The sequence below is a fragment of the Limnohabitans parvus II-B4 genome (assembly GCF_003063455.1).
GTDB lineage: Bacteria > Pseudomonadota > Gammaproteobacteria > Burkholderiales > Burkholderiaceae_C > Limnohabitans_A > Limnohabitans_A parvus.
Map to the genome: position 1 here is coordinate 578651 of NZ_NESN01000001.1, position 26006 is coordinate 604656.

Below are 26006 nucleotides of genomic sequence, written 5' to 3' on the forward strand. Positions count from 1 at the left end.
GCACCCTCTAAGATTTACCCCTTACTTTTCAAAGAAACCGCCATGAAATCCGTTGTCTGCCACTCGGCCAAAGACCTGCGTGTTGAAAACACCGAACTGCCCGCTTTGGGCGAACACCAGTTGCGTGTGAATGTGGCCTTTGGCGGCATTTGCGGCTCCGACCTGCATTACTACCAGCATGGCGGCTTTGGCACGGTGCGCATCAAACAACCCATCGCCCTGGGTCACGAGATTTCAGGTGTGGTGGATGGTTTCGGCGCTGCGGTGACCGGCGTCAAAAAAGGTCAGCGCATCGCCATCTCGCCCTCGCGCCCTTGCGGCCACTGCCGCTTTTGCCAGGCGGGGCAACACAACCACTGCCTGAACATGCGTTTTTACGGCAGCGCCATGCCCTTCCCGCACATCCAGGGCGCGTTCTCTGAACAATTGATCATCGAGGGCTACCAAGCCCACCCGATTGCCGACCACCTGAGCCTGTCTGAAGCCGCTTTGGCCGAGCCCCTGTCTGTCGGCCTGCACGCCATCCAGCGCGCAGGCAGCGTGTTGGGCAAGCAGGTGCTGGTGACCGGTTGCGGCCCGATTGGCTCGCTCTTGATCGGTGCCTTGCGCCGTGCCGGTGCTGCCCGCATCGTGGCGGCCGACATCGCCGACTTGCCCCTGAAATGCGCCAAAGAGATGGGCGCGGACGAGATCATCAACCTCAAGACCCAGGCCGAAGCACTGGATCAATACAAAGTGGACAAAGGCCAGTTTGACGCCGTCTTTGAAGCCTCGGGCAGCGAAGCGGCCTTGCGCGTAGGCCTGGACACCATCGCACCACGCGGTGTGCTGATCACGGTGGGCATGGGCGGCGACATCAGCCTGCCCATGACGCAGATCGTGGCCAAGGAAGTCGACATGCGCGGCACCTTCCGCTTCCATGCCGAATTTGCCACCGCCGTGCGCTTTTTGAACGAAGGTTTGGTCAACGGCAAACCGGTCATCACCGGCATCTTGCCTGTGGACCGCGCCATTGAAGCCTTCGATCTGGCGGCCGACAAGAGCCAGTCGCTCAAAGTGCAAATCGCCTTTGCCGACGCTGTGGCTTGATCAACCTTCACGCCTCTTCCGAATCCTGAAATCCTGAAAGACATCCTGATGAAAAAAGTTGCACTCGTCACAGGCGCAAGCTCCGGCATTGGCCAAGCCTGCGCACTCGGTTTGCTCCAAGAAGGCTGGCATGTGGTGCTGGTCGGCCGCCGTGCCGAAGCTTTGCAGGAAACCATCGCCAAAGCCGGTGCCAACGCGGCCAACGGCGTGGCCATGCCTGCCGACGTGTCCAACGAAGAACAGGTCAAGGCCCTGTTCGACAAGGTCCGCGCCGAGTTCGGTCGCCTCGATTTGCTGTTCAACAACGCGGGCATCTCGCTGCCCACCACCCTGCCCGGCGACGTGTCAGGTGATGACTGGCGCCGCATGGTGGACGTGAACCTGAACGGTGCCTTCTACTGCCTGTCGCACGCCTTCAAGCTGATGCAAGAGCAAAGCCCGCAAGGCGGCCGCATCATCAACAACGGCTCCATCTCGGCCCATGTGCCGCGCTACGGGTCCATCGCCTACACCGCCACCAAGCACGCCATTTCGGGCCTGACCCGTGCGGCCTCGCTGGACGGCCGGGCTTTCAGCATCGCTGTCGGCCAAATCGACATTGGCAACGTGGCTTCCGACATGACCGAAAAAATGGCCAAAGGTGTGCCCCAAGCCGATGGCACCATCAAGGCCGAACCGCGCATGGACATGTCGGCCGTGGTCGAGACTTTCCTGAGCATGTCTCGCTTACCACTGTCTGCCAACATCTTGTTCACCACCGTGATGGCCACCAACATGCCGTTTGTGGGTCGGGGATAAATCAGCCTATGCAGAAGATGGACATCGGCCTGGTGGGCCTGGGCGTCATGGGTGAAAACCTGGCGCTCAATCTGGAGCGCAATGGTTTTTCTGTCAGTGGCTTTGACCTGGATTCAGGCAAACGCGACAGCTTTGGCCAGCGCACACAAGGCCTGAATGCACAAGCAGTCCAGTCACTGGCCGAACTGGTGAACAGCCTGCAACAGCCGCGTTGCGTGTGGCTGATGGTGCCTGCAGGCGCTGCGGTCGATGCCGTGTTGGCCGAGTTGCGCCCACTGCTGAGCCCTGGCGACGTGGTGATGGACGGTGGCAACACGCTCTACACAGACACACAGCGCCGAATCCAGTCGCTGGAGGGCACCGGCATTTTGTTTGTGGGTGCGGGTGTCAGCGGTGGTGAAGAAGGTGCACTGCGCGGCCCTGCACTGATGCCGGGTGGGTCGACACAAGCGTGGCCGCTGCTCAAGCCCATGCTGCAAGCCATTTCAGCCCAAGCAGAAGACGGCCAGCCCTGCTGCGAATGGATGGGTCCCGGTGGCTCGGGCCACTTTGTGAAGATGGTGCACAACGGCATTGAATACGCCGACATGCAAACCATCTGTGAAGCCTATTGGCTGATGCATAACTTGCTGGGCATGAGCCCGGCCGAGATGAGTGCGGTGTTCCGCGAGTGGAACCAAGGCGAACTCAGCAGCTACCTGATGGGCATCACGGCCGACATCCTGGCGCACACCGACCCCGAAACGGGCGACGCACTGGTGAACCTGATCCTCGACACCGCCGAACAAAAAGGCACGGGCAAATGGGCCAGTCAGGTCGCACTCGACCTGGGCGTGACCGCGCCCACGATTGTCAATGCCGTGTTCGCACGCACCATCAGTGCCTTGCAGCCCGAACGCGTCAAAGCATCCAAGGTGTTGGCCGGGCCCATTGCCCCGACCGCGGGTGACCGGAAAACGGTGCTGGGCAGCATTCAGAAAGCCTTGCTGGCCGCCAAGATTTGCGCTTATGCCCAAGGCTTTAGCCTGCTCAAAGCCGCAGATCAAGAACACCAATGGGCACTGCCCATGGGCACAGTGGCATCGGTCTGGCGAGCAGGTTGCATCATTCGCGCGCACTTGCTTGAAGACATCCGAAGCGCGTACGAACGCTCGCCCCATTTGGACAACCTGTTGATGGACAGCCACTTTTCGGGCGTGATGGCACGCTGCCAACAAGACCTGAGAGAAGTCGTGGCGATGGGGGCCTTGCATGGCGTGGCGGTGCCCTCGTTCATGAGCGCCCTCTGCTACTACGACGCCTACCGCTCGGCCCGCTTGCCTGCCAACTTGCTGCAGGCGCAACGCGACTACTTTGGGGCTCACACTTACCAGCGGGTAGATCGCCCGGGGAAATTCCACACGCGCTGGATCGACTGAACGTCTGACGCCAGGTGTAGCCCAACAATCACCGGCTTCAGGGCGTTTGCAATGTCCCGTCCGCCAAGCGCGTCTGAGTCCAAGTCGTGACACCACTTTCACAAGGGTACAGCGCAGCCATGTGCTCGTCGATGTCGACACCCAGGCCGGGCAAGTCGTTGGCATACACATAGCCCTGCTTGAATTGCGGTAAACCGGGAAACACATCCAGCAGGGCCTCACGCGGCCCTTTGAGTTCCTGGATGACAAAGTTCGGCGGCTCGGTGCCCGACCATTCCTGCACCCCAAAGTTGCGCGACGCCAGATCGATGTGGATGTTGGCCGCATGGGCCAGTGGCGACATGTCGCCCGGACCGTGCCAGGCGGTGTGCACGCCATACTGCTCGGCAAACTGCTGCAGCTTGCGTGCGGGGGTGATGCCGCCCACCTGGCTCAGGTGCACGCGGATGAAATCGATCAGCCGCTCGGCGATCAGATTGCGCCATTCAAAGGGGTGGTTGAACAACTCACCCTGCGCCAATGGGATATTGGTCTTATCGCGCAACTGACGAATCCATTCACCTTCTTCGAGCGGAATGGCGTCTTCCAGAAAGAACAAATCAAACGGCTCCAGCGCCTGCGCAAAGCGAATCGCGTCGATGGGCTTGAGGCGTTCGTGCACGTCGTGGCACAGCTCCACATCAAAACCCACGCGGCTGCGGATGCCGTCAAACATCTTGACGGTTTCGCGCATGTACTTGCGCGCATCGAGGTACACCCCGTCCGGCGCATGGCTCGGAGCGTGGGCCGGTGCTGCACCGTAGCCACCACCGCCATAACCACCGCTTTGGCAGCGGATGTGCGTGATGCCCTGCTCACGGTACTTCTGGATGTTGTCGCACAGCTCGCTCAAATCCTTGCCGTCGGCGTGGCGGTAGATCGGCACGGCTTCGCGCACCTTGCCGCCCAACAGCTGGTACAGCGGCATGTTGGCCAGCTTGCCCTTGATGTCCCACAAGGCCATGTCGATGCCCGAGATCGCGTTGTTCTCGATGGGGCCGTTGCGCCAGTAAGCGTTCTGGTGCATCAGCTGCCAGATCTCTTCGATGGCATGCACATCGCGCCCCACGACCAGAGGCCGCAGGTACTCTTCAATCAGGCATTTGACCGCCAGATGACGGTAGGCAAATGTGCCGCAGCCCAAGCCATACAGGCCAGGCTGGTTGGTTTCGACTTTGACCACCAGCAGGTTGATGCCTTCAGGGGCGGTCAGGATGACTTTGACGTCGGTGATCAGGGTGCTCATGAAATCTGTCTGCGATGAAATGCGTTGCAAGGAAATCAGAGCACCGACAACCAGCCGCCATCGACATAGATGATCTGGCCATTGACATAGTTGGATGCGCCCGAAGCCAGGTAAATGGCGGTACCCACGAGTTCATCGGGGCGGCCCCAGCGCTGCGCCGGGTTGCTGCTTTTGACCCAGGCGTCAAACGAGGGGTTATTGACCAGCGCTTCGTTCATGTCGGTCAGGATGTAGCCGGGGCCAATCGAGTTGGCCTGGATGTTGTGCTGCGCCCACTCGGCCGCCATGGCTTTGGACAGCATCTTGATGCCCCCTTTGGCCACCGTATAGGGTGCCACCGTGGCGCGTGCGGCTTCGCTGGTGAGCGAGCCGATGTTGATGATCTTGCCGCCGGTGCCCTGGTCAATCATGCGGCGCGCCGCGGCACGCCCCACCAAAAAAGCTGCCGTGAGGTTGGTGTTGATGACACGGTTCCAATCGTCCAGCGAGACATCCAGCATGGGTTGGCGGTGCTGGATGCCCGCGTTGTTGATCAAGATGTCAATGACCAGGCCCGCACGGTCAAATCCTGCAAAAGCCGCTTCGACCGAAGCCTGATCGGCCACATCGAAGGCGGCGCCCTGCGCATTCAAGCCCAGCGCCTGCAGCTGGGCCACGGCCGCGTCCACAGCAGCGGTCTGACGGCTGTTGAGGATGACGCTTGCACCCGATTCGGCCAGACCTTGCGCCAGGGCCAGGCCAATGCCGCGTGTCGAGCCCGTGATCAGGGCAGTGCGACCACGGAGGTCAAACAAAGATGTGGCTTGGGCTTGTGTCATGGTGGATCAGACGTTTAAAGAAGAAGAAAAATCAATGCGGTTCACCGGCTCACGCGCACCACCGCATCGGCCCGCTTGTGCAAATCGGGCAGCAGCTCCAGGCCCAGGCCCGGCTTTTCGTTCAGGCTGATCATGCCGTTCTTCACCTGCGGCAATTCGGTCACCAGTTCCTTGTACCAGCCGGAGTAGAAGGCGCGCACGCTCTCCTGAATCAAGGCATTGGGCGCGTGCAGCGACAAGTGCGTGGACGCAGCCCAGACCACCGGCCCCGTGCAGTCGTGCGGGGCCACGGGCAATTGCCAGGCGTCGGCCATGGCCGCGATCTTGCGTGCTTCGGTCAGGCCCCCGCACCAGCTCAGATCCAGCATGGCCACGCCAGCCACGCCGGTTTGCAGGTAATCCTTGAAACCCCATTTGTAGCTGAGCGTTTCGCTCGCACAGATCAGCGCCTTGCAGTCCACGGCGTACTGCTTGAGCAGGTCCAGGCTGTCCATGCGGATCGCGTCTTCGTGCCAGAAAGTGTCGAACTCTTGCAAGGCGCGTGAAATCTTTTGCGCCATGGGCAGCCGCCACAGGCTGTGAAATTCGACCATGATGTCCATCTTGTCGCCCACCGCATTTCGGATCTTGCGAAAGGGCTCGAGTGCGGTGTTCAGGTCTTGCGGACTGATGTACTGGCCATGCGATTTTTCAGCGGCCATGTCAAAGGGCCAGATCTTCATGCCGGTAATGCCTTCAGACAGCAGCGACTCGGCCACCTCGTCGGCGCGGTGCAAAAAGCCTTGCAGATCTTCGTAAGGCCCGGCGCTGTTGCCCAGCCCCCAGTTGCTGCTGGTCTGGTTGACGTTGCTGCGGATATATTGGTAGCCCGCGCAGGTGTTGTAGACCCGGATCTCGTCGCGGCTCTTGCCGCCCAGCGCCGTATACACCGGCATGCCTGCGGCCTTGCCAAAAATGTCCCACAACGCAATGTCCACCGCCGAGTTGCCACGCGTTTCGACGCCGGACCCACGCCAGCCCAGATAACCCGTGATGTCGCGCAGACGAGACTCGATGGCGAGCGGGTCTTGGCCGATCAGCTTGGGGGCCACCCATTCGTGCAGATAGGCCTCGACCGCCTGCGCGCCCATGAAGGTTTCGCCCAGCCCCACCAGTCCTTCGTCGGTGTGCAATCGCACCCAGATGATGTTGGGAAATTCTTCCAGGCGGATGGTTTCGAGTTGCGTGATTTTCATGGCAAATCAAATTTCAGACATTAAAAAAGCCCCACAGCTTGTGACTGTGGGGCTTGACGCAAGGCATTAACCGCCGCGTGCTTTTTTCAGCTCGTCTTGCACGACCTTGATGGCGTCGGGACCGATCGAGTCCTTGTGCTTGTCATACACCGCGTTGACTTTGGCGCGAATGCGCGTTTGCTCTGCTGCGCTTACTTCGTTGATCTGCATGCCTTTGGCTTTCAGGGCTGCGAGCGACTTGTCGCTCATCGCACGGTTGGCGGCGCGCTGAACTTTCTGACCTTCCATGGCCGCTTCACGCAAGAGCGCTTGCTCTTGTGGGTTCAGTTGATCCCAGAGTTTTTTGCTGTACAGCACCACAAACGGGGTGTAAGCATGGCGCGTGACGCTCAGGTACTTTTGCACCTCATTGAACTTGGATGTTTCAATGGTCACGAAAGGGTTTTCCTGGCCGTCGATGGTTTTGGTTTCGAGTGCCGTGAAGACTTCCGGGAAAGCCATGGGCACAGCGTTGGAGCCCAAGGTCTTGAACGTGTCCAAGAAGATGTTGTTTTGCATGACGCGCACTTTCACGCCGTCAAAATCTTCCAGCTTGGCCACAGGGCGCTTGCTGTTGGTCAGGTTGCGAAAACCGTTTTCCCAATAAGACAAATTGACGAGACCTACCGCTTCGAGTTTGGCGTTGAAATACTTGCCCGCAGCACCGTCCAGAACCGCGTCGGCTTCTTTTTCATTGGCAAACAGGAAGGGCAAGTCAAAAACACCCAGTTCCTTGACGATGCCCACGATGGGTGAAGTCGAGGCGCAAACCATCTCCTGAGTGCCCGCACGCAAGGCTTGGATGGCTTGCATGTCGCCGCCAGCAGAGCCACCCCAGAAAGACGAGATTTTCATCTTGCCACCGGTTTTGGCCGCCAGAATTTCTTGCATCTTGCGAACGCCCACGCCGACGGGGTGGTCTTCGTTGATGCCGTTGGTGAATTTGATGTTGCGATCTGCAAACTGTGCCATGGCACCGGTTGCGACCATCAAAGTGCCGGCGATCAGTGTCACCAGATTTCTGCGTTTGAACATGGTTGTCTCCTTCATTGATAAAGCACAGGGTTGAAAATCAGCTCAGCATCCACTTGAGTGGGACCAAGACGATGGGGGGGAAAGCGATCAGCACTGCCAGTACAGCCAGCTGTGCCAGCAAGAAAGGCATGACGCCCTTGAATGCCGTGTCCATGTTGATGCGGGCCACGCCGCAAACCACATTGAGCACGGTGCCCACAGGCGGCGTGATGAGGCCAATGGCGTTGTTCATGATGAACAGCACACCGAAATACACCGGATCAATGCCCGCTTGCTTGACCAGCGGCATCAGCACAGGCGTGAGGATCAACACCGTGGGGGTAAAGTCCAGCGCCGTGCCCACCACGACCACCAACAACATCAGGATGACCATCAGCAACATCTTGTTGTCCATGAAGGGCTCCATGAGTTTGGCCACTTCAGCAGGAATGTTGGCCACGGTGATCAACCAGGCACTGACCATGGCCGCTGCCACCAGGAACATGATCACGGCCGTGGTCTTGCCTGCCATCAAGATCAAACCGTAAAGCTTGGTCCACTGCAATTCACGGTAAACAAATGCGCCGACAGCAAAGCTGTAGACCGCAGCCACCACAGCCGCCTCGGTAGGCGTGAACACGCCGAACTTCATGCCGCCAATGATGAACACGGGCAGGCCCAGTGCCAAAGTGCCTTCTCGGGTAGCGGTCCACCGTTCACGCATGTTCATGCGGGGGCCCGGTTTTACACCATCGCGTTTGGCCACCCACCACCAGGCCAGACCAATCGCGATGCCCATCATCACGCCGGGCACGATGCCTGCCAAGAACAACTTGGTGATCGAGACGTTGGCCGCCACACCAAAAATGATGAAGCCAATAGAAGGCGGAATCACCGGCGCGATGATGCCCCCTGCCGCGATCAGACCGGCTGAGCGGCCGACGTCGTAACCGGCCGCACGCATCATCGGAATCAACAAGGCCGCCAGAGCCGCGGTATCGGCCACCGCCGAACCCGACAAGGAGGCCATGATGATGGCTGCCATGACCGCGACATAACCCAAACCACCGCGAAAATGACCAACCCAGGCCATGGCCAGATTCACGATGCGACGGCTCAAGCCACCGGCATTCATGAATTCGCCTGCCAACAGGAAGAATGGCACCGCCAACAAGGGAAAGTTGTCTGCGCCATCGACAAAGCGCTGCGCCAGAATCTGGCTGTCAAAAGCCGGAAGCACACCGGTTCCGGCCAAATAAGCCATCAAGGACAAACCACACACCAACAAGGAATAGGCAATGGGCATGCCCAAGGCCATGGCTCCCAACAGACTGAATACAAAAATCGCGATGGTCATGCGTGGCTCCTGCTGTCAGGGGTCTTGGCGTTGAGGTCCACAACATCCTCGGACTCGACCACCATGATCAGATCCTCTTCTTTGAGCTGGCCCGTCAACAGTTTGTAAAGCTGGTTCACATTCATCACCGACATCACAAAACCGACGACATAGCCAATCCCGTAAACCCAGATCATGGAAATGCCCACGACCGTCGAGACATTGGTGACCTGCAGTTCATGCATTTTCCAGGTGCCCAGCAAGAACAAGAGATTGCAGCCCAACATCATCACTTCGCTCAGGAAATAGCACAGTTTCTTGCCATTCAAGGACAGGCGCAACACCAGGGTGTCAACACCCAAATGCCCCTTATCGCGCATGGCCACCATGGCACCGATGTAGGTCAACCAGATGAAGCAGTAACGTGACATTTCGTCTGAAATATCGATGCCCGAGTTGAACCCGTAACGCAGTACCACATTGCCAAACACCATGACCACCATGGCCACCAGGCAAGCCACCACCAGAAATTCGAGCAGTTTGAAAAAATAATCAATGAGTTTTTGCAAGTGACACTCCCTTTGTACGGACAGATAATTTGGACGTGGCTCTGGGCTTGGGCTGCGTCTTGATCGGCGTTGGACGCCCGGACACCACGGGCAGTTTTTTGCGCGACGCCAAAACCTGGTCAATGTCCTCGCTGGCCCCCTCGATCAAGACCATGATGGCGCGCTCTGCCTTGGCCGGCTCATGGGAAATCACCGCGTTGAGCACGGCACGGTGCAGTGGCAAGGAATTTTTGGTGCCATCCTTGATGCGCGTGGAAATTTCAAAACTGGTGCGCAACAAGGCATTGAGCGCCTTGCTCATCTGGATCAGCATGCGGTTGTGCGATGCCTGCAACAAGCCCTGGTGAAAGCGCATGTCGTAGGTGACGTAATCGCCCCCCTCTTCCACCGCCTTTTTCATCCCGGCGTAGGCTTCTTCAATCTGGGCAATGTCATCGGCTGTGGCCCGCTCAGCCGCCAAGCGTACCGCAGCGGGCTCCACCACACGGCGCAGCTCTTGCAGGTCTTTCAAAAACTCGGGTGTCAACCCGCACTGCGCCTGCCAGGCCACCACATCGGGGTCAAACCAGTTCCAATGGGCATCAGGCAAGACACGCGTGCCCACCTTGGGGCCGGTGAACAACAAGCCCTTGGCCACCAAAGACTTGATGGCCTCGCGCACCACCGTCCTGCTGACGCCGAATTCCTCGCACAGCAACGGTTCGGGCGGCAAACTGGCACCCACGGCATACCGCCCAGCCAAAATTGACTGACCGAGAATATCCAATGTATGACCGTGAACGTTTTTGACCATGTGACGAAAATTGAATTTCGGCAATCATATGATGAATGAACCCCTGTTCAGCCCTGCGGAAAACCCTGCATTTGCCTGTTTGGCGTTAAGGGTTTCCACGGGTGTCACAGGGTTTACATGGGGTATGAAATTTTTCAATCATCATATGATTGATATCTTCTGTAACCCGTTCATTCTTTCATTGCCATGTCTTCCAATTCACGCAAAAAACCCGAAGAACTCCGCAGCCAGCAATGGTTTGGCCGTCAAGACCGCGATGGCTTTGCCTACCGCAGCTGGGTCAAAGGCAAAGGCGTGCCGCACGACCAGTTCGATGGCCGCCCCGTCATCGGCATCTGCAACACCTTCAGTGAACTCACGCCCTGCAACTCGCATTTCCGCACCCTGGCCGAGCAGGTCAAGATCGGCGTGTACGAGGCCGGTGGCTTCCCGCTCGAATTCCCGGTCATGTCGCTGGGCGAAACCTTGCTGCGCCCCACCGCCATGCTCTACCGCAACCTGGCGTCCATGGACGTTGAAGAGTCCATCCGAGGCAACCCGATCGACGGCGTGGTACTGCTCATGGGCTGCGACAAGACCACCCCTTCCTTGCTGATGGGCGCGTCCAGCGCGGGCTTGCCCACCATTGGCGTGTCGGGCGGCCCCATGCTGAACGGCAAATGGCGCGGGCAAGAATTGGGCTCGGGCACTGGCGTGTGGAGCATGAGCGAGCAGGTCCGTGCTGGGACCTTGAAACTGCAAGACTTTTTTGAGGCCGAAAGCTGCATGCACCGCAGCCACGGCCACTGCATGACCATGGGCACGGCCAGCACCATGGCCAGCATGGTCGAAGCCCTGGGCATCGGCCTGCCGGGCAACGCCACTTATCCAGCGGTAGACGGTCGTCGCAATGTGTTGGCTCGCGAAGCGGGGCGTCGCATTGTGGAGATGGTCCACACCGACCAGACCATCAGCAAGGTGCTGACCCGCGAAGCCTTTGAAAACGCCATCCGCACGCTGGCGGCCATTGGCGGCTCGACCAACGCGGTGATTCACCTGATCGCCATTGCAGGTCGCTTGGGCCTCAAGCTCACCGTGGATGATTTCGAGCGCCTGGGCAGCGAGCTGCCTTGCCTCTTGAACTTGCAACCCTCCGGTGACCACCTGATGGAGGACTTCTGCTACGCCGGTGGCTTGCCTGTCATCATGAAAGAGATCGAGCACCTGCTGCATAAAGACATCATCACCGTGACCGGAAAAAGCGTGAGCGAGAACATCGCGGGCGCCGTGAATTACGATCCCCGCGTCATCAAAACATTCGAGGCCCCTTTCAAAGAAAAGGCCGGCATCGCCATCTTGCGCGGCAACCTGGCACCCCGTGGCGCGGTCATCAAACCCAGCGCGGCCACCCCTTCGCTGATGGTGCACACCGGTCGCGCCGTGGTGTTTGAAGACAGCACCGACTTCCACAAGCGCATCGACGACGAGAGCTTGGATGTGGACGAAAACTGCATTTTGGTTTTGAAGAACTGTGGCCCCAAGGGCTACCCCGGCATGGCCGAGGTGGGCAATATGCCGCTGCCGCCCAAGGTGCTGCGCAAAGGCATCACCGACATGGTGCGCATCTCGGACGCCCGCATGAGCGGCACGGCGTATGGCACGGTGGTGCTGCACACCACGCCCGAAGCGGCCGCCGGTGGCCCGCTGGCCGTGGTGCAAAACGGCGACATGATCGAACTGAACGTGCCCGAGCGCAAACTGCAACTGCTCATCAGCGACGAAGAGCTGGCCAAGCGCTTGTCCCTTTGGGAAAAGCCCGCACCCGCCATGAACTCGGGCTACTGGAAGCTCTACATCGACCATGTGTTGCAGGCGGACGAAGGCGCGGACATGGACTTCTTGGTCGGCCAGCGCGGCGCGGCCGTGCCCAAAGACAACCATTGAGATGGCCATCCAGGGGCGCGCTCAATTTGTCATCCCGGGCTCAACTTGTTTTGCCATGCCAGGCCCTGCTTGCTTTGTCATCCCGGGCTTGACCCGGGATCCATCTGTGCACCACCATGGATGCCGGATCAAGTCCGGCATGACAATCCGGTTGGGCTTCCGGATCAAGTCCAGCATGACAACCCGGTTGGGCTACCGAATCAAGTTCGTCATGACATCCGGGTTTTAAGAGACCCTATCTGTTACCTCATTCAGGAGATTTTCAATGCGCATTTTGATCACCGGCGGTGCCGGATTTGTCGGAGCCCGACTGGCCCGTGAAATTTTGAAACGTGGTCAATTGAACGGCCAAAGCGTGACCGAACTGGTCATCGCCGACCTGTTTCCGGCCCCCGCCGACTTGCTGGCCGATCCCCGCGTGAAAGGCCATGCAGGGCCCATGCTGGAACAAGGCGATTTGTTCAAGAGCGGCTTTGATGGCGTGTTCCATTTGGCGTCAGCCGTGTCGGGCGAGTGCGAGCTCGACTTTGACCTGGGCCTGCGCTCGAACGTGGACAGCAGCCGTTTGTTGCTCGACAGCATCCGCGCTTCCGGCAAAGCTTCGCGCATGGTGTTTGCCAGCTCGGTGGCGGTGTTCGGACCCGACGCGGCCAACCCCATGCCCGCGCTGGTGGCCGACGACGGCCTGCCCACGCCACAAACGTCTTACGGCACGCACAAGCTGATGATCGAATACATGGTGGCCGACTACACCCGCAAGGGCTACATCGACGGCCGCTCGGCCCGCCTGATGACCGTGGCGGTGCGCCCCGGCAAACCCAATGGCGCGGCCTCGTCGTTTTTCAGCGGCATCATCCGCGAGCCTCTGGCAGGCACGGACACCACCTGCCCGGTGGATGCCAGCGTCTCGCACCCTTTGTCATCGCCGGGCACCACCATCCATGGCCTGATCACGGTGTTTGAAGCCAGCAGAGAAGCCATTGGTGGCCGCATGGCACTGAACCTGCCAGGCCTCAATGTGACCGTGGGTCAAATGCTCGCCGCACTTGAAAAAGTGGCTGGCCCTGCGGTGCGAGCACGGGTGAAGTTTGAACGCGATGAACGCATCGCAGGCATCGTGGACAACTGGGCCAAAGGCTGCACCTTTGAACGCGCCCACGCGCTGGGCCTGCGTGCCGATGCCAGCTTCGAGGCCATCATCGAGCAATACATTGAGGATTGCAAAACCCGGCCCGGTTACCCTGCCGAAGCACTGAACGGTTTGGCGTGACAACCCGCATCAAAACGCTCGACATCGTCGCCCTGGGTGAAGCCATGGTTGAGTTCAACCAGACCAAGAACCAACCTCTTGACGAGCCCCCTCTGTACCTGCAAGGCTTTGGGGGCGACACCAGCAACGCCGCCATCGCAGCTGCCCGTGCGGGTGCGCGAGTGGGTTACCTGAGCCGCCTGGGTACAGACCGCTGGGGCGACCGCCTCATGGATTTGTGGCAGCGCGAAAACGTGGACACCACCACCGTGATGCGCGATGCCCAAGCACCCACCGGCATCTACTTTGTCAGCCATGATGCACAAGGCCACCACTTCAGCTATGCCCGAGCCGGATCGGCCGCCAGCCGAATGCAGCCGCAAGATGTGGTGCAGCATTGGGGCGAGGCCATTGCTCAAAGCCAATGGCTGCACCTGTCGGGCATTTCATTGGCCATTTCGGCATCGGCCTGCGACACGGCTTTTGCGGCCATGCAGCACGCCCGCACCGCGGGCACCCGAGTGGCACTCGACTCCAATCTGCGTTTGTCGCTGTGGCCACTGGCCCGGGCGCAAGCCTGCATACGTCACGCGGTCAGTCTGTGCGATCTGTTTTTGCCCAGCCTGGAGGACATGACAGCGCTCACCGGCCTCACGCAAGCGCAAGACATCATCGACTGGAGTCACACCCAAGGTGCAGCGCAAGTGGTGCTCAAGCTCGGGGCCGAAGGTGCCCTGGCCAGCGATGGTCATAGCCAGCGCCTGGTGCCCGGCCATGCGGTCCAGGCCGTAGACGCCACCGGTGCAGGCGATTGTTTTGCAGGCAATTTGCTGGCACGCCTGGCCGCAGGCGACAGCCTGTGGGACGCCACCGCTTATGCCAATGCCGCCGCGTCTTTGTCGGTGCAAGGCTACGGCGCGGTGGCACCACTGCCGCGACGTGATGCCGTGCTGAATGTGCTGACCACTCAAGCCACGGCAGCATGAGCATGCGGGCTTTGATCGCCATCGACTGGGGCACCTCGTCGTTGCGTGGCGCAAGGCTCAGCGTAACAGGCCAGGTGCTTGAATCGCGTGAGTTTGCACGCGGCATCCTGACCGTTCCACCGGGCCAATTTGAAGCCGTGTTCAACGAACTCTTTGGCGACTGGATGGCAGCACCCCATGCGCTGTGCCTGATTTCGGGCATGGCCGGCAGCCGTCAAGGCTGGCAAGAAGCGCCCTACTGCCCTTGCCCTGCAGGCTTTGCCGAACTGGGCCAGCACCTGCTCTGGCTGCAAGCCGATCGCATCGCTTTGGTACCAGGCCTGAGCTGCATGAACCCTGACACGCTGAACACCCCCGATGTGATGCGGGGCGAAGAGGTGCAGCTTTTTGGTGCGCTGCAACTGGCCGAGCGCAACACCGCCACACTGGTGCTGCCTGGCACGCACAGCAAATGGGTGCAAGTCGAGCACGGCCGCGTGACCCGCTTCAGCACCTTCATGACCGGCGAGGTCTATGCCCTGCTGAGCCAGCACTCGATTTTGGGCAAGACCCTGGATTTGAACGGCACCTTCGATGAAACTGCATTCTTGCAAGGCGTGGACCAAAGCCAGCAAGCTGGCAGCGTGCTCAACAAAGTATTTGCAGTGCGCACGCTGGGTTTGTTTGAGCGACTGAGCGCTGCAGTCCTGCCCAGCTATTTGTCGGGCCTGCTGATTGGCGAGGAGCTGCGCCACCAAAACGTGCCCCCAGCGCAAGGGCCGGTGATCCTGATTGGCAGCGACGCCCTCACGCTGCGTTACACCCTGGCCCTGCGACACCTGGGCATTGCCTGCCAAAGTCGGGGGGCCGAGGCCACTTGGGCGGGTCTGCATGCCCTGGCCACCAAGCTGACGAACAAACCATGAACACATTGAACGCCTCACCCACCCCAAAACAGGCCCTGGCCCAAGCCATGGCTCAACTGCCCCTGATCGCCATCTTGCGCGGCCTGACCCCGGCCGAAGCACCCGCCATCGGCCAGGCACTGGTGGACAGCGGCTTTGCCCTGATTGAAGTGCCGCTGAATTCACCTGAGCCTTTGGAAAGCATTGCAGCGCTCACCAAGCTTTTCCCGCAAGCCCTGATCGGTGCAGGCACCGTGCTCAACACGCAGCAAGTCAAAGATGTACACGCTGCCGGTGGCCGCCTGATCGTCTCGCCCAACTTCAACCTGGCGGTTGTCACTCAGGCGCTGGCACTGGGCATGGTGGTGCTGCCTGGTGTGGCCACGCCCAGCGAAGCCTTTGCAGCGCTCGATGCGGGTACACACGGCCTCAAGCTGTTCCCTGCCGAGATGATTTCACCAGCCACCGTCAAGGCCATGCGCGCGGTACTGCCCAAAGACACGGCTTTGATGCCGGTCGGCGGCATCACGCCCGACAACATGGCCGCTTACCGCGCCGCCGGGGCCAGCGGCTTTGGTTTGGGTTCGGCCTTGTACGCACCAGGGAAATCGGTGCAGGCGGTGCAACAACAGGCGCAGGCGTTTGTGCGAGCTTTCAAAAACCAAGGCATTGCGTTGGCCTGAACATCACAGACACCCATCAGCAAACCCTATGTCATGCCGGACTTGATCCCGCATCCGTGCTGAAGCCCATAGACCCCGGATCAAGTCCGAGGTGACAAATAAGCAGTTCAGGCCTTCTCTCCCAATCGTTCGTCCCTGAAATCTGCCAACGCTTGGTAGATCTCTTCCTTGGTGTTCATCACAAACGGTCCGTATTGCACGATGGGCTGCTTCAGGGGCTGGCCCGCCACCAGGATCAGTTTGGCATCGTCGTTGGCCTCGATCACCACACCATCGGTCTGCGGGGTGTTGGCCAAAATGGCCATGCGTTGAACAGGCACCGCCTGAGCGCCGATGCGGACTTCCCCCCGGTACACATAGATGAAGGCGTTGTGCCCCGCAGGCAGCGCCTGCTCAAAACGCGAGCGTTCAGGCATGTGCACATCCAGATAAATCGGCTGGGTGATGTCACGGGTCACGGCACCCTGCACACCATGGCTGGCGCCAGCGATCACCGTGACCTGTACGCCTTCGGGCGTTTGCAATTTGGGCAGTTGGTCGTTCTGAAAATCCCGGTACCAAGGGGTCTTCATTTTTTCGCTGCTGTGCAGGTTGAGCCACAGCTGAAAGCCCTCCATCACCCCCTCGTCCTGTTGCGGAATTTCAGAGTGGATCACGCCCTTGCCCGCGGTCATCCACTGCACGCCGCCGTTTTGCAGCAGGCCTTCGTGACCGGCACTGTCCCGGTGCAGCATGCGCCCGGCGATCATGTAGGTCACCGTTTCAAAGCCACGGTGTGGATGATCCGGAAAACCGGCAATGTAGTCATCCGGCTTGTCGCTGCCAAACGCATCGAGCATCAAAAACGGGTCCAGCCGCTGTTGCAGGTCTTGCGTGAGGATTCGGCTGAGCTTGACGCCCGCGCCGTCGGAAGTGGCTTGACCGATGACCAAGCGCTCAACATTGCGCGAGTTCAAAACGGCTGGGTGAGATGGGGTATGGGACACAACGATTTCCTTTCAACGACCGCAAAGGGTCAAACCCGATTCAATGCACTCAACTGTGAATGTGCAACACCTTGCCAATCGGGCGGCAGTTGGTGTTTGGCTTGCAGGTAATGGTGGGTGTACACCTGAAGCCAAGCCTCCAGCACGAGTCCAGCATGGGCTTCGCCCGCCAGAGCCAGGCACAGCGATGCGACCTCGCTGGTGCAAAAGTGGTCATCCCGGCGCGAACGACGCAGCTTGTAGCGCGAGACTTGATCGGGATTCAAGCTCAATACCGGCAAGGTGTTCAGGTAAGGGCTTTTGCGAAACATCTTGCGGGCTTCGGGCCAAGTGGCATCCAGAAAGATGAACAGTGGACGCTTCTCCTGATGAGTGAGCACCACTTCATGCACCACGCGTTCGGGCTCCACAAAATCGCCCGGAAACACCACATACGGTTGCCACTGCGGATCGGCCAGCAGCGCCAGCAAAGCAGGGTCGACCTCGGTGCGGGCCCAGCCAAAAGCAAAGGTGCTCTGCACCACATCGGCGATCAGCCAGCCGGTGTTGCTGGGTTTGAGCGGTTCAATGTCGGCCATGAGCAGACACATGCCCGATTGCGTGGGCACCTCGGGGCGCAGTGCGCACAGGCAATGGCTGGGCACCAGGCGGCAGCCCGGGCAGCGCTCGCCCTTGATGCCGCCACGCGCCAAAAAGGGTTTGGCGCTGCGGGCCAGGCGCTCGCTGCGCAGGCGCGAGACGGCGTGCGGCTGAATCAGTGAAGCTGGCTGGGTCACGGTGACAGTCATGTATGGCGCAGACAAAATGGCCAACCTCAAACCGACGTGGCCATGCGCAATCGGCGGGCCGCTTCTTCGTCGCGCGCATCGTCGATTTCGCGCAGCACGGCCTGCATGTCCACATCGGCAGTCGAACGCTCGAAGCGGCCGGTCAGCGGTGTCTCGTTGCTCAGCAAACCGGCTTGGTACAGGCTCCAGATTTCGGGGCCGTATTCAGTCTGTCGCAACACAGGCGCGAACTGCCCAAAGAAGTCACGCAGGTTGCCCACATCGCGCAGCAGCATGCGCTGTGCGTGGTTGTTGCCTGCAGCGTCTACCGCTTGCGGCAAGTCGATGATGACCGGCTCGTCCACACCGGGCAGATCGCCTTCGCCAGGCATGTGCGCCAGCAGAATATTGAACTCTGACAGATCGCCATGCACCACGCCCGCGCACAGCATGCGCACCACTTCGCCAATCAAGGTGGCGTGGTGTTGCAGGGCTTGCTCGGGCGTGAAGGCCACATCGTTCAGGCGCGGGGCGGCATCACCCTGCGCATCGGTGACCAGCTCCATGAGCAACACGCCGTCAAAAAAGTTAAAGGGCCGGGGCACGCGCACACCGGCTGCGGCCAGGCGGTACAGCGCATCGACCTCGGCACTTTGCCAGGCGGCTTCTTGTTCTTGACGGCCAAACTTGCTGCCCTTTGCCATGGCGCGGGCCGAGCGCGAGTTTTTGACCTTGCGGTTTTCGGTGTAATCCACCGCTTGCCGAAAACTGCGGTGCGTGGCCTCTTTGTAAATCTTGGCGCAGCGGGTCTCTTCCCCGCAGCGCACCACGAACACCATGGCCTCCTTGCCACTCATGAGTTGGCGCACCACGGTGTCGATCAGGCCCTCTTCAACCAGGGTCTGAAGTCTGGGAGGTGCCTTCATCCAGGACGGTGCAAGGCGCAAATTTTGTTGCCGTCGGGATCGCGCAAGTAAGCCAGGTACAGCTTGCCTGCAGGGGTTTCACGGAAACCAGGGGGGTCTTCGCAAGTGCTGCCGCCATTGGCCACACCCGCCGCATGGAAGGCATCACCCTGCTCTGCGGACTGCACCGTGAAACCGATCGTGCTGCCATTGCCATGGCATGCGGGTTCGCCGTTGATGGGCGTGGTGATGGCAAAGGTGCCGGTGGGGCTGCGGTAGAAATAACGGTTTTTGTTGGCCACCCCAGGGCCATAGCCCAAGGTGCCCAGCATGGCGTCGTAAAACTTTTTCGAAACCTCGAGGTCATTCACACCCAACATCACATGGCTGAACATGGCTTTCTCCGTTAGAACCCGGTATCGGGCGAATTGAATCCAAGCGATGTTACTTGAAGCACGGGCTGCAAAGGCCATGAACACCCACCCGCAAGTCGCCAATGTGGTTGCCATGGACGTCCGGCCTGCGGCAAGCTCATGATGACCGTGAGGGTCACGGTGAAATCATCACCCCGCGCAACGGCCGCAAAGCCCTGAAACCTGTTTTTTGATCTGGACACGACTTTGAACACACCTACCAAGCTGCTCGACACCTGGCTGGCGCAAGAGCAAGCCATACGAACCCGCCTCGATGCCGGTGCAGGCCCCGGCGTGGCCACACGCGAGCAAATCGCAGGCAAAACCGGCCTGGAGGTCATGCAAGGCCTGCTCAGCGGGGAGCTGCCCTACGCCAGCATCGCCAAAACCCTCGACTTTGTGCTGATTGAGGTCAGCCCGGGTCAGGCGATTTTTCAGGGCGCGCCTGGCTTGAACCACATGAACCCACTGGGCACGGTGCATGGCGGCTGGTTTGCCACCCTGCTCGACTCGGCGCTGGGCTGCGCTGTGCACACCATGATGCCGCCGGGACGCGGCTACACCACGGCCGATCTGAGCGTGAAACTGGTCAAAGCCCTCACGCCCAACGTGCAGCGCGTTCGGGCCATCGGCCAGGTGGTGCACTGCGGCCGCCAGCTGGCCACCGCCGAAGCGCGATTGGTCGGACCGGATGGCACACTCTATGCCCATGCGAGCACCGCCTGCCTGGTGTTTGACATGCCCACTTCAGCCACCACCGGAACCCGAACATGAGACTCCTCCACACCATGCTGCGCGTGGGCAACCTGCAACGCTCGATCGATTTTTATACCCAGGTGCTGGGCATGAAACTGCTGCGCACCTCTGAAAACCCCGAGTACAAATACTCGCTGGCCTTTGTGGGCTACGGCAGCAACCCGGACCATGCCGAAATCGAGCTGACCCACAACTGGGGCGTGGAAAGCTACGACATGGGCACGGCCTACGGCCACATTGCCTTGGGCGTGCCCGATGCGTATGCCGCTTGCGAGAAGATCAAAGCCGCTGGCGGCAACGTGACCCGCGAGCCCGGCCCGGTCAAGGGCGGCACCACGGTCATTGCCTTTGTGACCGACCCCGATGGCTACAAGATCGAATTGATCCAGCGGGCAGAGTTTGCGGGTGGGCAAGGGCTGCGCTGAACCCAGAACCCCAGTCACCCCCGGCCTGATCGGGGGTCCATGCCTTCGACCTCCGTGGATACCCGGTCAAGCCGGGTATGACAAACCCAAGGTGAGCGATCAAGGCAGTTATGACGAACCCCGACGTCCTCGGAGGAACGTCACCCCCGACCTGATCGGGGGTCCATGCCTTCGACCTCCGTGGATACCCGGTCAAGCCGGGTATGACAAACCCAAGGTGAGCGATCAAGGCAGTTATGACGAACACCGACGTTCTCGGAGGAGCGTCACCCCCGACTTGATCGGGGGTCCATGCCTTCGAGCGCCGTGGATACCCGGTCAAGCCGGGTATGACAAAACGAGAATCAGCGCGGCAGCTGGCTCGCCTCGCGGGCCAAGGCTTCGATGCGGGCCCAGTCGCCATTGGCCAGCGCATCGGCAGGCACCAACCAAGAGCCGCCGACACAGGCCACATTGGGCAAGCTCAGCAGATCGTTGGCGTTTTGTTGCGTGACGCCACCCGTGGGACAAAACTTCACATCAAAGAACGGACCGCTCCAGGCTTTGAGCATGGCGGGGCCACCCGCCTGCATGGCGGGGAAGAATTTGAGTTCGGTGTAGCCGTCTTCTTGGGCCATCATGATTTCGCTGCCGGTTGCCACGCCGGGTAAGAGCGACAAACCGAGGTCGCGGCAGGCCTGGCCCACAGCACGGGTGTAGCCGGGGCTGACCGCGAAACGGGCACCGGCCTTGGCCGCCGCTGCAGCGTCCGCCGGGCTGCGCACCGTACCGGCGCCGACCACCGCGCCAGGCACTTCTTTGGCGATCGCTTCCATGCAGGCCAGCGCCTGCGGGGTGCGCAGGGTCACCTCCAGCATGCGGATGCCGCCCGCCACCAAGGCGCGGGCCATGGGCACGGCGTGGGCCACGTCGTTCAAGACGATCACGGGGATCACGGGGGCGTCTTGCATGACTTGCAGGGCAGTCAGATTTCCATTCAGATTCACAGCCATGTGCAGGCTCCTTCTTCGGCTTTGAGCGCGTTGCGGCGCAGGTTGGCAAACAGTTCACGGCCCATGCCCACGCCGTTGGCGGCACGCAGCTCGGCAGGCATTTGGGCCAGCGGGCGGGCGGCCCATTCGGCCTCGCTCACCAGCACCTGCAGGGTGCCCGCCACGCCATCGAGGCGAATCAAATCACCGTCTTGCACCTTGGCCAGCGGTCCACCGGCTGCGGCTTCGGGCGACACATGGATGGCCGCAGGCACTTTGCCCGACGCGCCGCTCATGCGGCCATCGGTGACCAGCGCCACCTTGAAGCCCTTGCCTTGCAGCACGGCCAGCGGCGGGGTGAGTTTGTGCAGCTCGGGCATGCCATTGGCTTGCGGGCCTTGCCAGCGCACCACGCAGACCAGATCACGGTCCAGCTCGCCGGCCTTGAAAGCGGCGTGCAACTCGTCTTGCGAACTGAACACGCGGGCCGGGGCTTCGATCACATGCAATTCATCGGGCACCGCAGAAATCTTGATCACGCTGCGGCCCAGATTGCCTTGCAGCAATTTCAGGCCACCCGTGACGCTGAAAGGGCTGGTCGCGGGGCGCACCACGGTGTCGTCTTTGCTGGCCCCGGCCTCATGCCAGACCAGCTGGCCATTTTGTGCAGACGGAATGCGGGTGAATTCACGCAGACCACCCGGACGCACCGTCAGCACATCGGCGTGCATCAGACACGCATCGAGCAGTTCGCGGATCACATAGCCCGGGCCACCAGCGGCCTGGAACTGGTTCACATCGGCGCTGCCGTTGGGGTACACGCGGGTGAGCAGCGGCACCACATCCGACAAGGCAGAGAAGTCGTCCCAATCGATCACGATGCCCGCCGCACGCGCCACCGCCACCCAATGAATCAAATGGTTGGTCGAGCCGCCCGTGGCCAGCAAAGCGACCATGGCGTTGACGATGCAGCGCTCGTCGACCAAACGGCCAATGGGGGTGAAATTCTTGGCTTTGACCAAGTCCAGCACGGTGCGGGCAGCTTCGCGGGTCAGCTCTTGGCGTACGCCTTCGGCCGGGTTGATGAAAGCCGTGCCCGGCACATGCAGGCCCATGGCTTCGAGCAGCATTTGGTTGCTGTTGGCCGTGCCGTAAAAAGTGCAAGTGCCTTCGCCGTGGTAGGCCTTGGACTCGGCCTCCAGCAACTCGGGCCGCCCCACCAAGCCCAATGCGGCTTGTTCACGCACCTTGGATTTTTCGTTGTTGGACAGGCCGCTGGTCATGGGGCCTGCGGGCACAAACACGGTGGGCAAGTGGCCAAACTGCAAAGCACCAATCAACAAACCCGGCACGATCTTGTCGCACACGCCCAGCATCAGGGCCGCGTCAAACACATCGTGGCTGAGCGAGACCGCCGTGGCCATGGCGATCACGTCGCGGCTGAACAGGCTCAGCTCCATGCCCGGTGTGCCTTGGGTCACGCCGTCGCACATGGCGGGCACGCCCCCGGCCACTTGGGCGGTGGCACCCAGCTTGCGCGCTTCGTCCTTGATGAGGTCGGGGTAGTGTTGCAGCGGGGCGTGGGCCGAGAGCAGGTCGTTGTAGGCGTTGACGATGCCGATGTTGGGCGCACGCGGGGCGACCACTTTGATTTTGTCCAAGGCGGTGGCGTGGCTTTTGTCGCCCTCAGGCATGGCGGCAAAGGCGTGGGCCACGTTGGCGCAGCCCAGGCGCTGGGCACCGGGGTCGCGTTGGGCAGCGGCATCCACCTGCTGCAAATAAGCCTGGCGGGTCGGGCGGCTGCGCTCGGTGATGCGGGCGGTGACGGCGGCCAAAATCGGATGAAGTGTCATGTTTTGACGTCTGGGCAGACGTGGTAACTAAATTACATGACCGATGGTAACCGTGTTCCCCCGTTTTGGTGCGTTTGGGCGGTTACAGACTGGGTACAACTCGTAGGCATAAGCCAGCAGACGCAAAAAAACCCGCCGCAGCGGGTTTTCAGTGCGTTACACGCCGAATCACTTGGCAGCAGAAGCGTCAGCGGCTGGTGCACCAGCAGCAGCGCCAGCGGGTGCAGACGCATCAGCCATGGGTGCAGAGGCTTCGGCAGCGGGGGCCGCGACAGCAGCGGGGGCTGTAGGTGCGGCTTTTTTGCTCTTGGCAATGCCAAAACCGACGGCCAAGCCAATGGCCAGCACGATCACAGCCACCAGAACAGCCCAAACTACGGGTTGATTGTCATCTTGAGGGGTCGACATGTTTGTTTTCTCCGAAAATAGTGGCGAGATTGTAATAGGGCCTCTTTGCACATGACTGACAGCTTCACCCAAACAGAAAAGCGCCCTGCTTGCCCTGAGGAGGCCACGGCATTTCAAACCGACTTGCTGGAGCGCTTTCGCGCCCAATGCGCGAAGGGCCAAGACTTGTGGGTCTTTGGCTACGCCTCTTTGCTGTGGCGCCCAGAATTTGAGGCCGAAGAACAGCACACCACCAAAGTCTGGGGCTGGCATCGCGCACTCAAAATGTGGAGCCGTTTGAACCGGGGCAGTCCCGAATGCCCAGGGTTGGTGTTTGCCCTCTTGCCCGGCGGCAGCTGCCAGGGAGTGGTTTATCGCATCGCCAAAGACCAGACCGATGAAGTGCTGACACGGCTTTGGGCCCGAGAAATGCCCATGGACGTTTACACCCCCAACTGGCTGCCCTGCGCCACCCCCAATGGACCCGTTAAAGCATTGACCTTCACCTTGCCCCGCAGCAGTCCCAGCTTCACGGGTGACTTGCCAGCAGAGACTTACCAGCAAATCTTTCGCCAGGCCAGCGGACGCTTTGGCACCACGCTGGACTATGCCTTGCAGACCTACCGCAGTTTGCAGGCCCATGGCATCGAAGACCGGGCCCTGGCCAACTTGCTGCGCCATGCCGACTGACAAGCCCTGACGCTTTGCGGTCCTGAATGACCTCGCGCAATGCGGCGCCCAAGCCGCTGCCTATACTTGCAGCATGAACATCGCCGACCTGCGCAAGAGCTACGAAAAAGCCGAGCTCAACGAAAACGCCTCCCACGCCAACCCGCTCCAGCAATTTGAGCAATGGCTGCAAGAAGCCATTGCCGCCGAAGTGCCTGAGCCCAACGCCATGACGCTGGCCACCGTGGCCAGCAACCTGCGTCCCAGCACACGGGTGGTGCTGATCAAGGGCTATGACGAGCGCGGCATCGTTTGGTACACCAACTACGCCAGCCAAAAAGGCCAGGAGTTGGCAGGCAATCCCTTTGCGGCGCTGCAGTTTCACTGGGTCGAGCTGGAACGGGTGGTGCGCATTGAGGGCCGGGTTGAAAAAGTCAGCGACGAAGAAAGCGATACCTACTTCCACAGCCGCCCACTGGACTCGCGCATCGGCGCTTGGGCCTCACCCCAAAGCCAAGTGATCGACGGCCGCACCGTGCTGGTGACCAACGCCGCCAAATACGCCGCGCAGTTCATGCTGCAACCGCCTCGCCCGCCGCACTGGGGCGGCTACCGCTTGGTGCCCGACCAATGGCAATTCTGGCAAGGACGCAAGAGCCGCCTGCACGATCGCCTGCGTTACACGCAAGATGGCGGCCAGTGGTTGCGCGAGCGCCTGGCCCCCTGAACCAGCGACAACAGTCAGGCCGGCAACATAGGCAAGACCGCCATGACCGCCGTCACGCTCACCACGGCCATCGCGGTGGACACGGCCACGCCCGCAGTGACCGCGTCTTCTTCTTTGCGGTAGCGCTGCGAGAACAAAAAGACATTGGCCCCGATGGGCAAAGCCGCCGCCACCGTCATCACGGCCAAATGCAGCCCGCGCAAACCCAGCAACCAGCCCACCGCCAGCATGAGCGCAGGATGGACGACGGTTTTAACCAAAGACAATTTCAGGGCAGACATGAACTGTTTGCCGATCGGCGTTTGTGACAGCGTGATGCCCACCAGCACCAAAGCAATCGGACCAAAAGCACTGCCCAGCAAGGCCAAAGGTCGGTCCACCACCGGGTGCAAGCCCCAGCCGGTCTGGGCATAGACCAAACCCACCAGAATCGGCAAAGGCACGGGGTGAATGATGGCGTTGCGCACCGCAGACGCCACTGTGCGCCAAACAGCGCGGCGCTCGCCGGACAGAGCGGCGTGCTCGCTGGCGACTTGCAACTCCAGCACCAGCGTGGCCGCACTCAGCAAGACCAAGGCGTGCAATGAGATCAAGGTGAACAGCAACACCTGCCCCTCTTGCCCATAGGCCAAGCCGATCAAGGGCACGCCGATCATCAAGGTGTTGCTGAAAATACTGGCCAATGCCAGCACCGAAGCGCGGCTGTTACGACCATAGAGCCAGAGCATGGTGACAAACAAGGCCCCTGCCACCAGGAAATACTGCGCCACGGGTTTGAAATCCAGCTGCTCAATGCGCACGCTGCTCATGGTGCGAAATAAGAGCGCTTGGGTCAGCACCAAAAAAACCAGATTGGACAAGTCGCGCACCGACTCGCCGCGCACGAGCTTGGCCTTGCCCGCCACAAAGCCAATCAAGATCAGCAACACCACGGGCAGCAATGACGACAAAACGGGATGATCAAGGTTCATGCCCCGATTATCCCGTTGACTCAGCCGCTCAAATGGCGGAAACCACGTAGCGCCGCC

Annotated in this window: 27 protein-coding genes; 12 read left to right on the forward strand and 15 right to left on the reverse strand. The window is 60.5% G+C overall.

The genetic code is table 11. From position 1 onward, the window contains the following. Positions 1 to 42 precede the first annotated feature (42 nt). Genes B9Z37_RS02605 through gndA form a run of 3 tightly spaced genes read left to right on the forward strand, consistent with a single transcriptional unit; the run spans position 43 to position 3305 of the window. The gene (locus B9Z37_RS02605; RefSeq protein ID WP_108311463.1) at positions 43 to 1089 is read left to right on the forward strand and encodes an L-idonate 5-dehydrogenase; all 1047 of its coding nucleotides are present in this window, start codon (positions 43 to 45) and stop codon (positions 1087 to 1089) included. A 48-nt stretch (positions 1090 to 1137) separates the two neighbouring features. Further along, positions 1138 to 1887, forward strand: coding sequence for an SDR family oxidoreductase (locus tag B9Z37_RS02610; protein ID WP_108311464.1), 750 nt, complete (start codon positions 1138 to 1140; stop codon positions 1885 to 1887). 8 nt (positions 1888 to 1895) lie between these two features. Continuing rightward, positions 1896 to 3305 (forward strand): NADP-dependent phosphogluconate dehydrogenase, encoded by a 1410-nt coding sequence (gndA, locus tag B9Z37_RS02615; RefSeq protein ID WP_108311465.1) that lies wholly within the window; start codon positions 1896 to 1898, stop codon positions 3303 to 3305. A gap of 37 nt (positions 3306 to 3342) precedes the next feature. Here gndA and B9Z37_RS02620 read toward each other — a convergent pair whose 3' ends face one another. The 7 genes from B9Z37_RS02620 to B9Z37_RS02650 all read right to left on the reverse strand — a co-directional run bounded on the left by B9Z37_RS02620 (position 3343) and on the right by B9Z37_RS02650 (position 10394). After that, positions 3343 to 4590, reverse strand: a complete 1248-nt coding sequence (locus B9Z37_RS02620) for an enolase C-terminal domain-like protein (RefSeq protein WP_108311466.1) — start codon at positions 4588 to 4590, stop codon at positions 3343 to 3345. A 35-nt stretch (positions 4591 to 4625) separates the two neighbouring features. Then, positions 4626 to 5408 carry an SDR family oxidoreductase gene (locus tag B9Z37_RS02625; RefSeq protein ID WP_108311467.1) on the reverse strand — a complete coding sequence of 261 codons (783 nt, stop codon included), beginning with the start codon at positions 5406 to 5408 and terminating at the stop codon, positions 4626 to 4628. Between the two features lie 41 nt (positions 5409 to 5449). Continuing rightward, complete coding sequence (locus tag B9Z37_RS02630) at positions 5450 to 6643, reverse strand: mandelate racemase/muconate lactonizing enzyme family protein (protein ID WP_108311468.1); 1194 nt, start codon at positions 6641 to 6643, stop codon at positions 5450 to 5452. Between the two features lie 66 nt (positions 6644 to 6709). Next, a complete protein-coding gene (locus B9Z37_RS02635; protein ID WP_108311873.1) occupies positions 6710 to 7717 on the reverse strand; it encodes a TRAP transporter substrate-binding protein in 1008 nt (335 codons plus the stop codon). 37 nt (positions 7718 to 7754) lie between these two features. After that, entirely contained in the window at positions 7755 to 9053 is a 1299-nt protein-coding gene (locus B9Z37_RS02640; RefSeq protein WP_108311469.1) for a TRAP transporter large permease subunit, read from the reverse strand. Beyond that, on the reverse strand, positions 9050 to 9601 hold the full coding sequence (locus B9Z37_RS02645) for a TRAP transporter small permease (RefSeq protein WP_167394300.1): 552 nt from the start codon (positions 9599 to 9601) through the stop codon (positions 9050 to 9052). The genes B9Z37_RS02640 and B9Z37_RS02645 overlap by 4 nt, the downstream gene beginning before the upstream one ends. Then, complete coding sequence (locus B9Z37_RS02650; protein WP_108311470.1) at positions 9585 to 10394, reverse strand: FadR/GntR family transcriptional regulator; 810 nt, start codon at positions 10392 to 10394, stop codon at positions 9585 to 9587. Before B9Z37_RS02650 ends, B9Z37_RS02645 begins: the two co-directional genes overlap by 17 nt. Positions 10395 to 10580: 186 nt before the next feature. Here B9Z37_RS02650 and B9Z37_RS02655 point away from each other — a divergent pair, with 186 nt between their 5' ends. From B9Z37_RS02655 to B9Z37_RS02680, 5 genes are all read left to right on the forward strand, one after another. Further along, complete coding sequence (locus B9Z37_RS02655; RefSeq protein ID WP_108311471.1) at positions 10581 to 12317, forward strand: IlvD/Edd family dehydratase; 1737 nt, start codon at positions 10581 to 10583, stop codon at positions 12315 to 12317. A 265-nt stretch (positions 12318 to 12582) separates the two neighbouring features. After that, complete coding sequence (gene denD, locus B9Z37_RS02665; RefSeq protein ID WP_108311473.1) at positions 12583 to 13587, forward strand: D-erythronate dehydrogenase; 1005 nt, start codon at positions 12583 to 12585, stop codon at positions 13585 to 13587. Next, complete coding sequence (locus B9Z37_RS02670) at positions 13584 to 14552, forward strand: sugar kinase (protein ID WP_108311474.1); 969 nt, start codon at positions 13584 to 13586, stop codon at positions 14550 to 14552. Before denD ends, B9Z37_RS02670 begins: the two co-directional genes overlap by 4 nt. A 2-nt stretch (positions 14553 to 14554) precedes the next feature. After that, positions 14555 to 15457: a 2-dehydro-3-deoxygalactonokinase gene (locus tag B9Z37_RS02675; protein WP_108311875.1), complete on the forward strand. Its 903-nt coding sequence runs from the start codon at positions 14555 to 14557 to the stop codon at positions 15455 to 15457. Beyond that, entirely contained in the window at positions 15454 to 16119 is a 666-nt protein-coding gene (locus B9Z37_RS02680; RefSeq protein ID WP_108311475.1) for a 2-dehydro-3-deoxy-6-phosphogalactonate aldolase, read from the forward strand. The genes B9Z37_RS02675 and B9Z37_RS02680 overlap by 4 nt, the downstream gene beginning before the upstream one ends. 107 nt (positions 16120 to 16226) lie before the next feature. Here B9Z37_RS02680 and B9Z37_RS02685 read toward each other — a convergent pair whose 3' ends face one another. From B9Z37_RS02685 to B9Z37_RS02700, 4 genes are read right to left on the reverse strand one after another with little or no spacing between them, the layout of a single operon-like run. Further along, positions 16227 to 17105, reverse strand: coding sequence for a pirin family protein (locus B9Z37_RS02685; protein ID WP_240606597.1), 879 nt, complete (start codon positions 17103 to 17105; stop codon positions 16227 to 16229). A gap of 29 nt (positions 17106 to 17134) precedes the next feature. Further along, on the reverse strand, positions 17135 to 17893 hold the full coding sequence (locus B9Z37_RS02690; RefSeq protein WP_108311876.1) for a tRNA-uridine aminocarboxypropyltransferase: 759 nt from the start codon (positions 17891 to 17893) through the stop codon (positions 17135 to 17137). Between the two features lie 26 nt (positions 17894 to 17919). Continuing rightward, on the reverse strand, positions 17920 to 18798 hold the full coding sequence (locus tag B9Z37_RS02695; protein WP_108311477.1) for a PA4780 family RIO1-like protein kinase: 879 nt from the start codon (positions 18796 to 18798) through the stop codon (positions 17920 to 17922). Continuing rightward, positions 18795 to 19172, reverse strand: a complete 378-nt coding sequence (locus B9Z37_RS02700; protein ID WP_108311478.1) for a VOC family protein — start codon at positions 19170 to 19172, stop codon at positions 18795 to 18797. The genes B9Z37_RS02695 and B9Z37_RS02700 overlap by 4 nt, the downstream gene beginning before the upstream one ends. Positions 19173 to 19397: 225 nt before the next feature. Between B9Z37_RS02700 and B9Z37_RS02705 the strand changes: the two genes are divergently transcribed. Both B9Z37_RS02705 and gloA read left to right on the forward strand, forming a co-directional pair. Further along, on the forward strand, positions 19398 to 19964 hold the full coding sequence (locus tag B9Z37_RS02705; RefSeq protein ID WP_108311479.1) for a PaaI family thioesterase: 567 nt from the start codon (positions 19398 to 19400) through the stop codon (positions 19962 to 19964). Beyond that, positions 19961 to 20371, forward strand: a complete 411-nt coding sequence (gene gloA, locus B9Z37_RS02710; RefSeq protein ID WP_108311480.1) for a lactoylglutathione lyase — start codon at positions 19961 to 19963, stop codon at positions 20369 to 20371. Before B9Z37_RS02705 ends, gloA begins: the two co-directional genes overlap by 4 nt. 344 nt (positions 20372 to 20715) lie before the next feature. On the opposite strand, the gene eda is transcribed toward gloA, so the two are convergent. The 3 genes from eda to B9Z37_RS02725 form a co-directional block, all read right to left on the reverse strand. Continuing rightward, on the reverse strand, positions 20716 to 21363 hold the full coding sequence (eda, locus tag B9Z37_RS02715) for a bifunctional 4-hydroxy-2-oxoglutarate aldolase/2-dehydro-3-deoxy-phosphogluconate aldolase (RefSeq protein WP_108311481.1): 648 nt from the start codon (positions 21361 to 21363) through the stop codon (positions 20716 to 20718). Then, positions 21354 to 23195 carry a phosphogluconate dehydratase gene (gene edd, locus B9Z37_RS02720; protein WP_108311482.1) on the reverse strand — a complete coding sequence of 614 codons (1842 nt, stop codon included), beginning with the start codon at positions 23193 to 23195 and terminating at the stop codon, positions 21354 to 21356. Before edd ends, eda begins: the two co-directional genes overlap by 10 nt. 168 nt (positions 23196 to 23363) lie before the next feature. Beyond that, entirely contained in the window at positions 23364 to 23603 is a 240-nt protein-coding gene (locus B9Z37_RS02725; protein ID WP_108311483.1) for a hypothetical protein, read from the reverse strand. 123 nt (positions 23604 to 23726) lie between these two features. Between B9Z37_RS02725 and B9Z37_RS02730 the strand changes: the two genes are divergently transcribed. Together B9Z37_RS02730 and pdxH are read left to right on the forward strand one after the other, a co-directional pair. Continuing rightward, positions 23727 to 24272 (forward strand): gamma-glutamylcyclotransferase, encoded by a 546-nt coding sequence (locus B9Z37_RS02730; RefSeq protein WP_407067218.1) that lies wholly within the window; start codon positions 23727 to 23729, stop codon positions 24270 to 24272. Between the two features lie 73 nt (positions 24273 to 24345). Then, positions 24346 to 24978 (forward strand): pyridoxamine 5'-phosphate oxidase, encoded by a 633-nt coding sequence (gene pdxH / locus B9Z37_RS02735; protein ID WP_108311485.1) that lies wholly within the window; start codon positions 24346 to 24348, stop codon positions 24976 to 24978. A gap of 14 nt (positions 24979 to 24992) precedes the next feature. Here pdxH and B9Z37_RS02740 read toward each other — a convergent pair whose 3' ends face one another. Beyond that, positions 24993 to 25949, reverse strand: coding sequence for an AEC family transporter (locus B9Z37_RS02740; protein WP_108311486.1), 957 nt, complete (start codon positions 25947 to 25949; stop codon positions 24993 to 24995). Positions 25950 to 26006 lie beyond the last annotated feature (57 nt).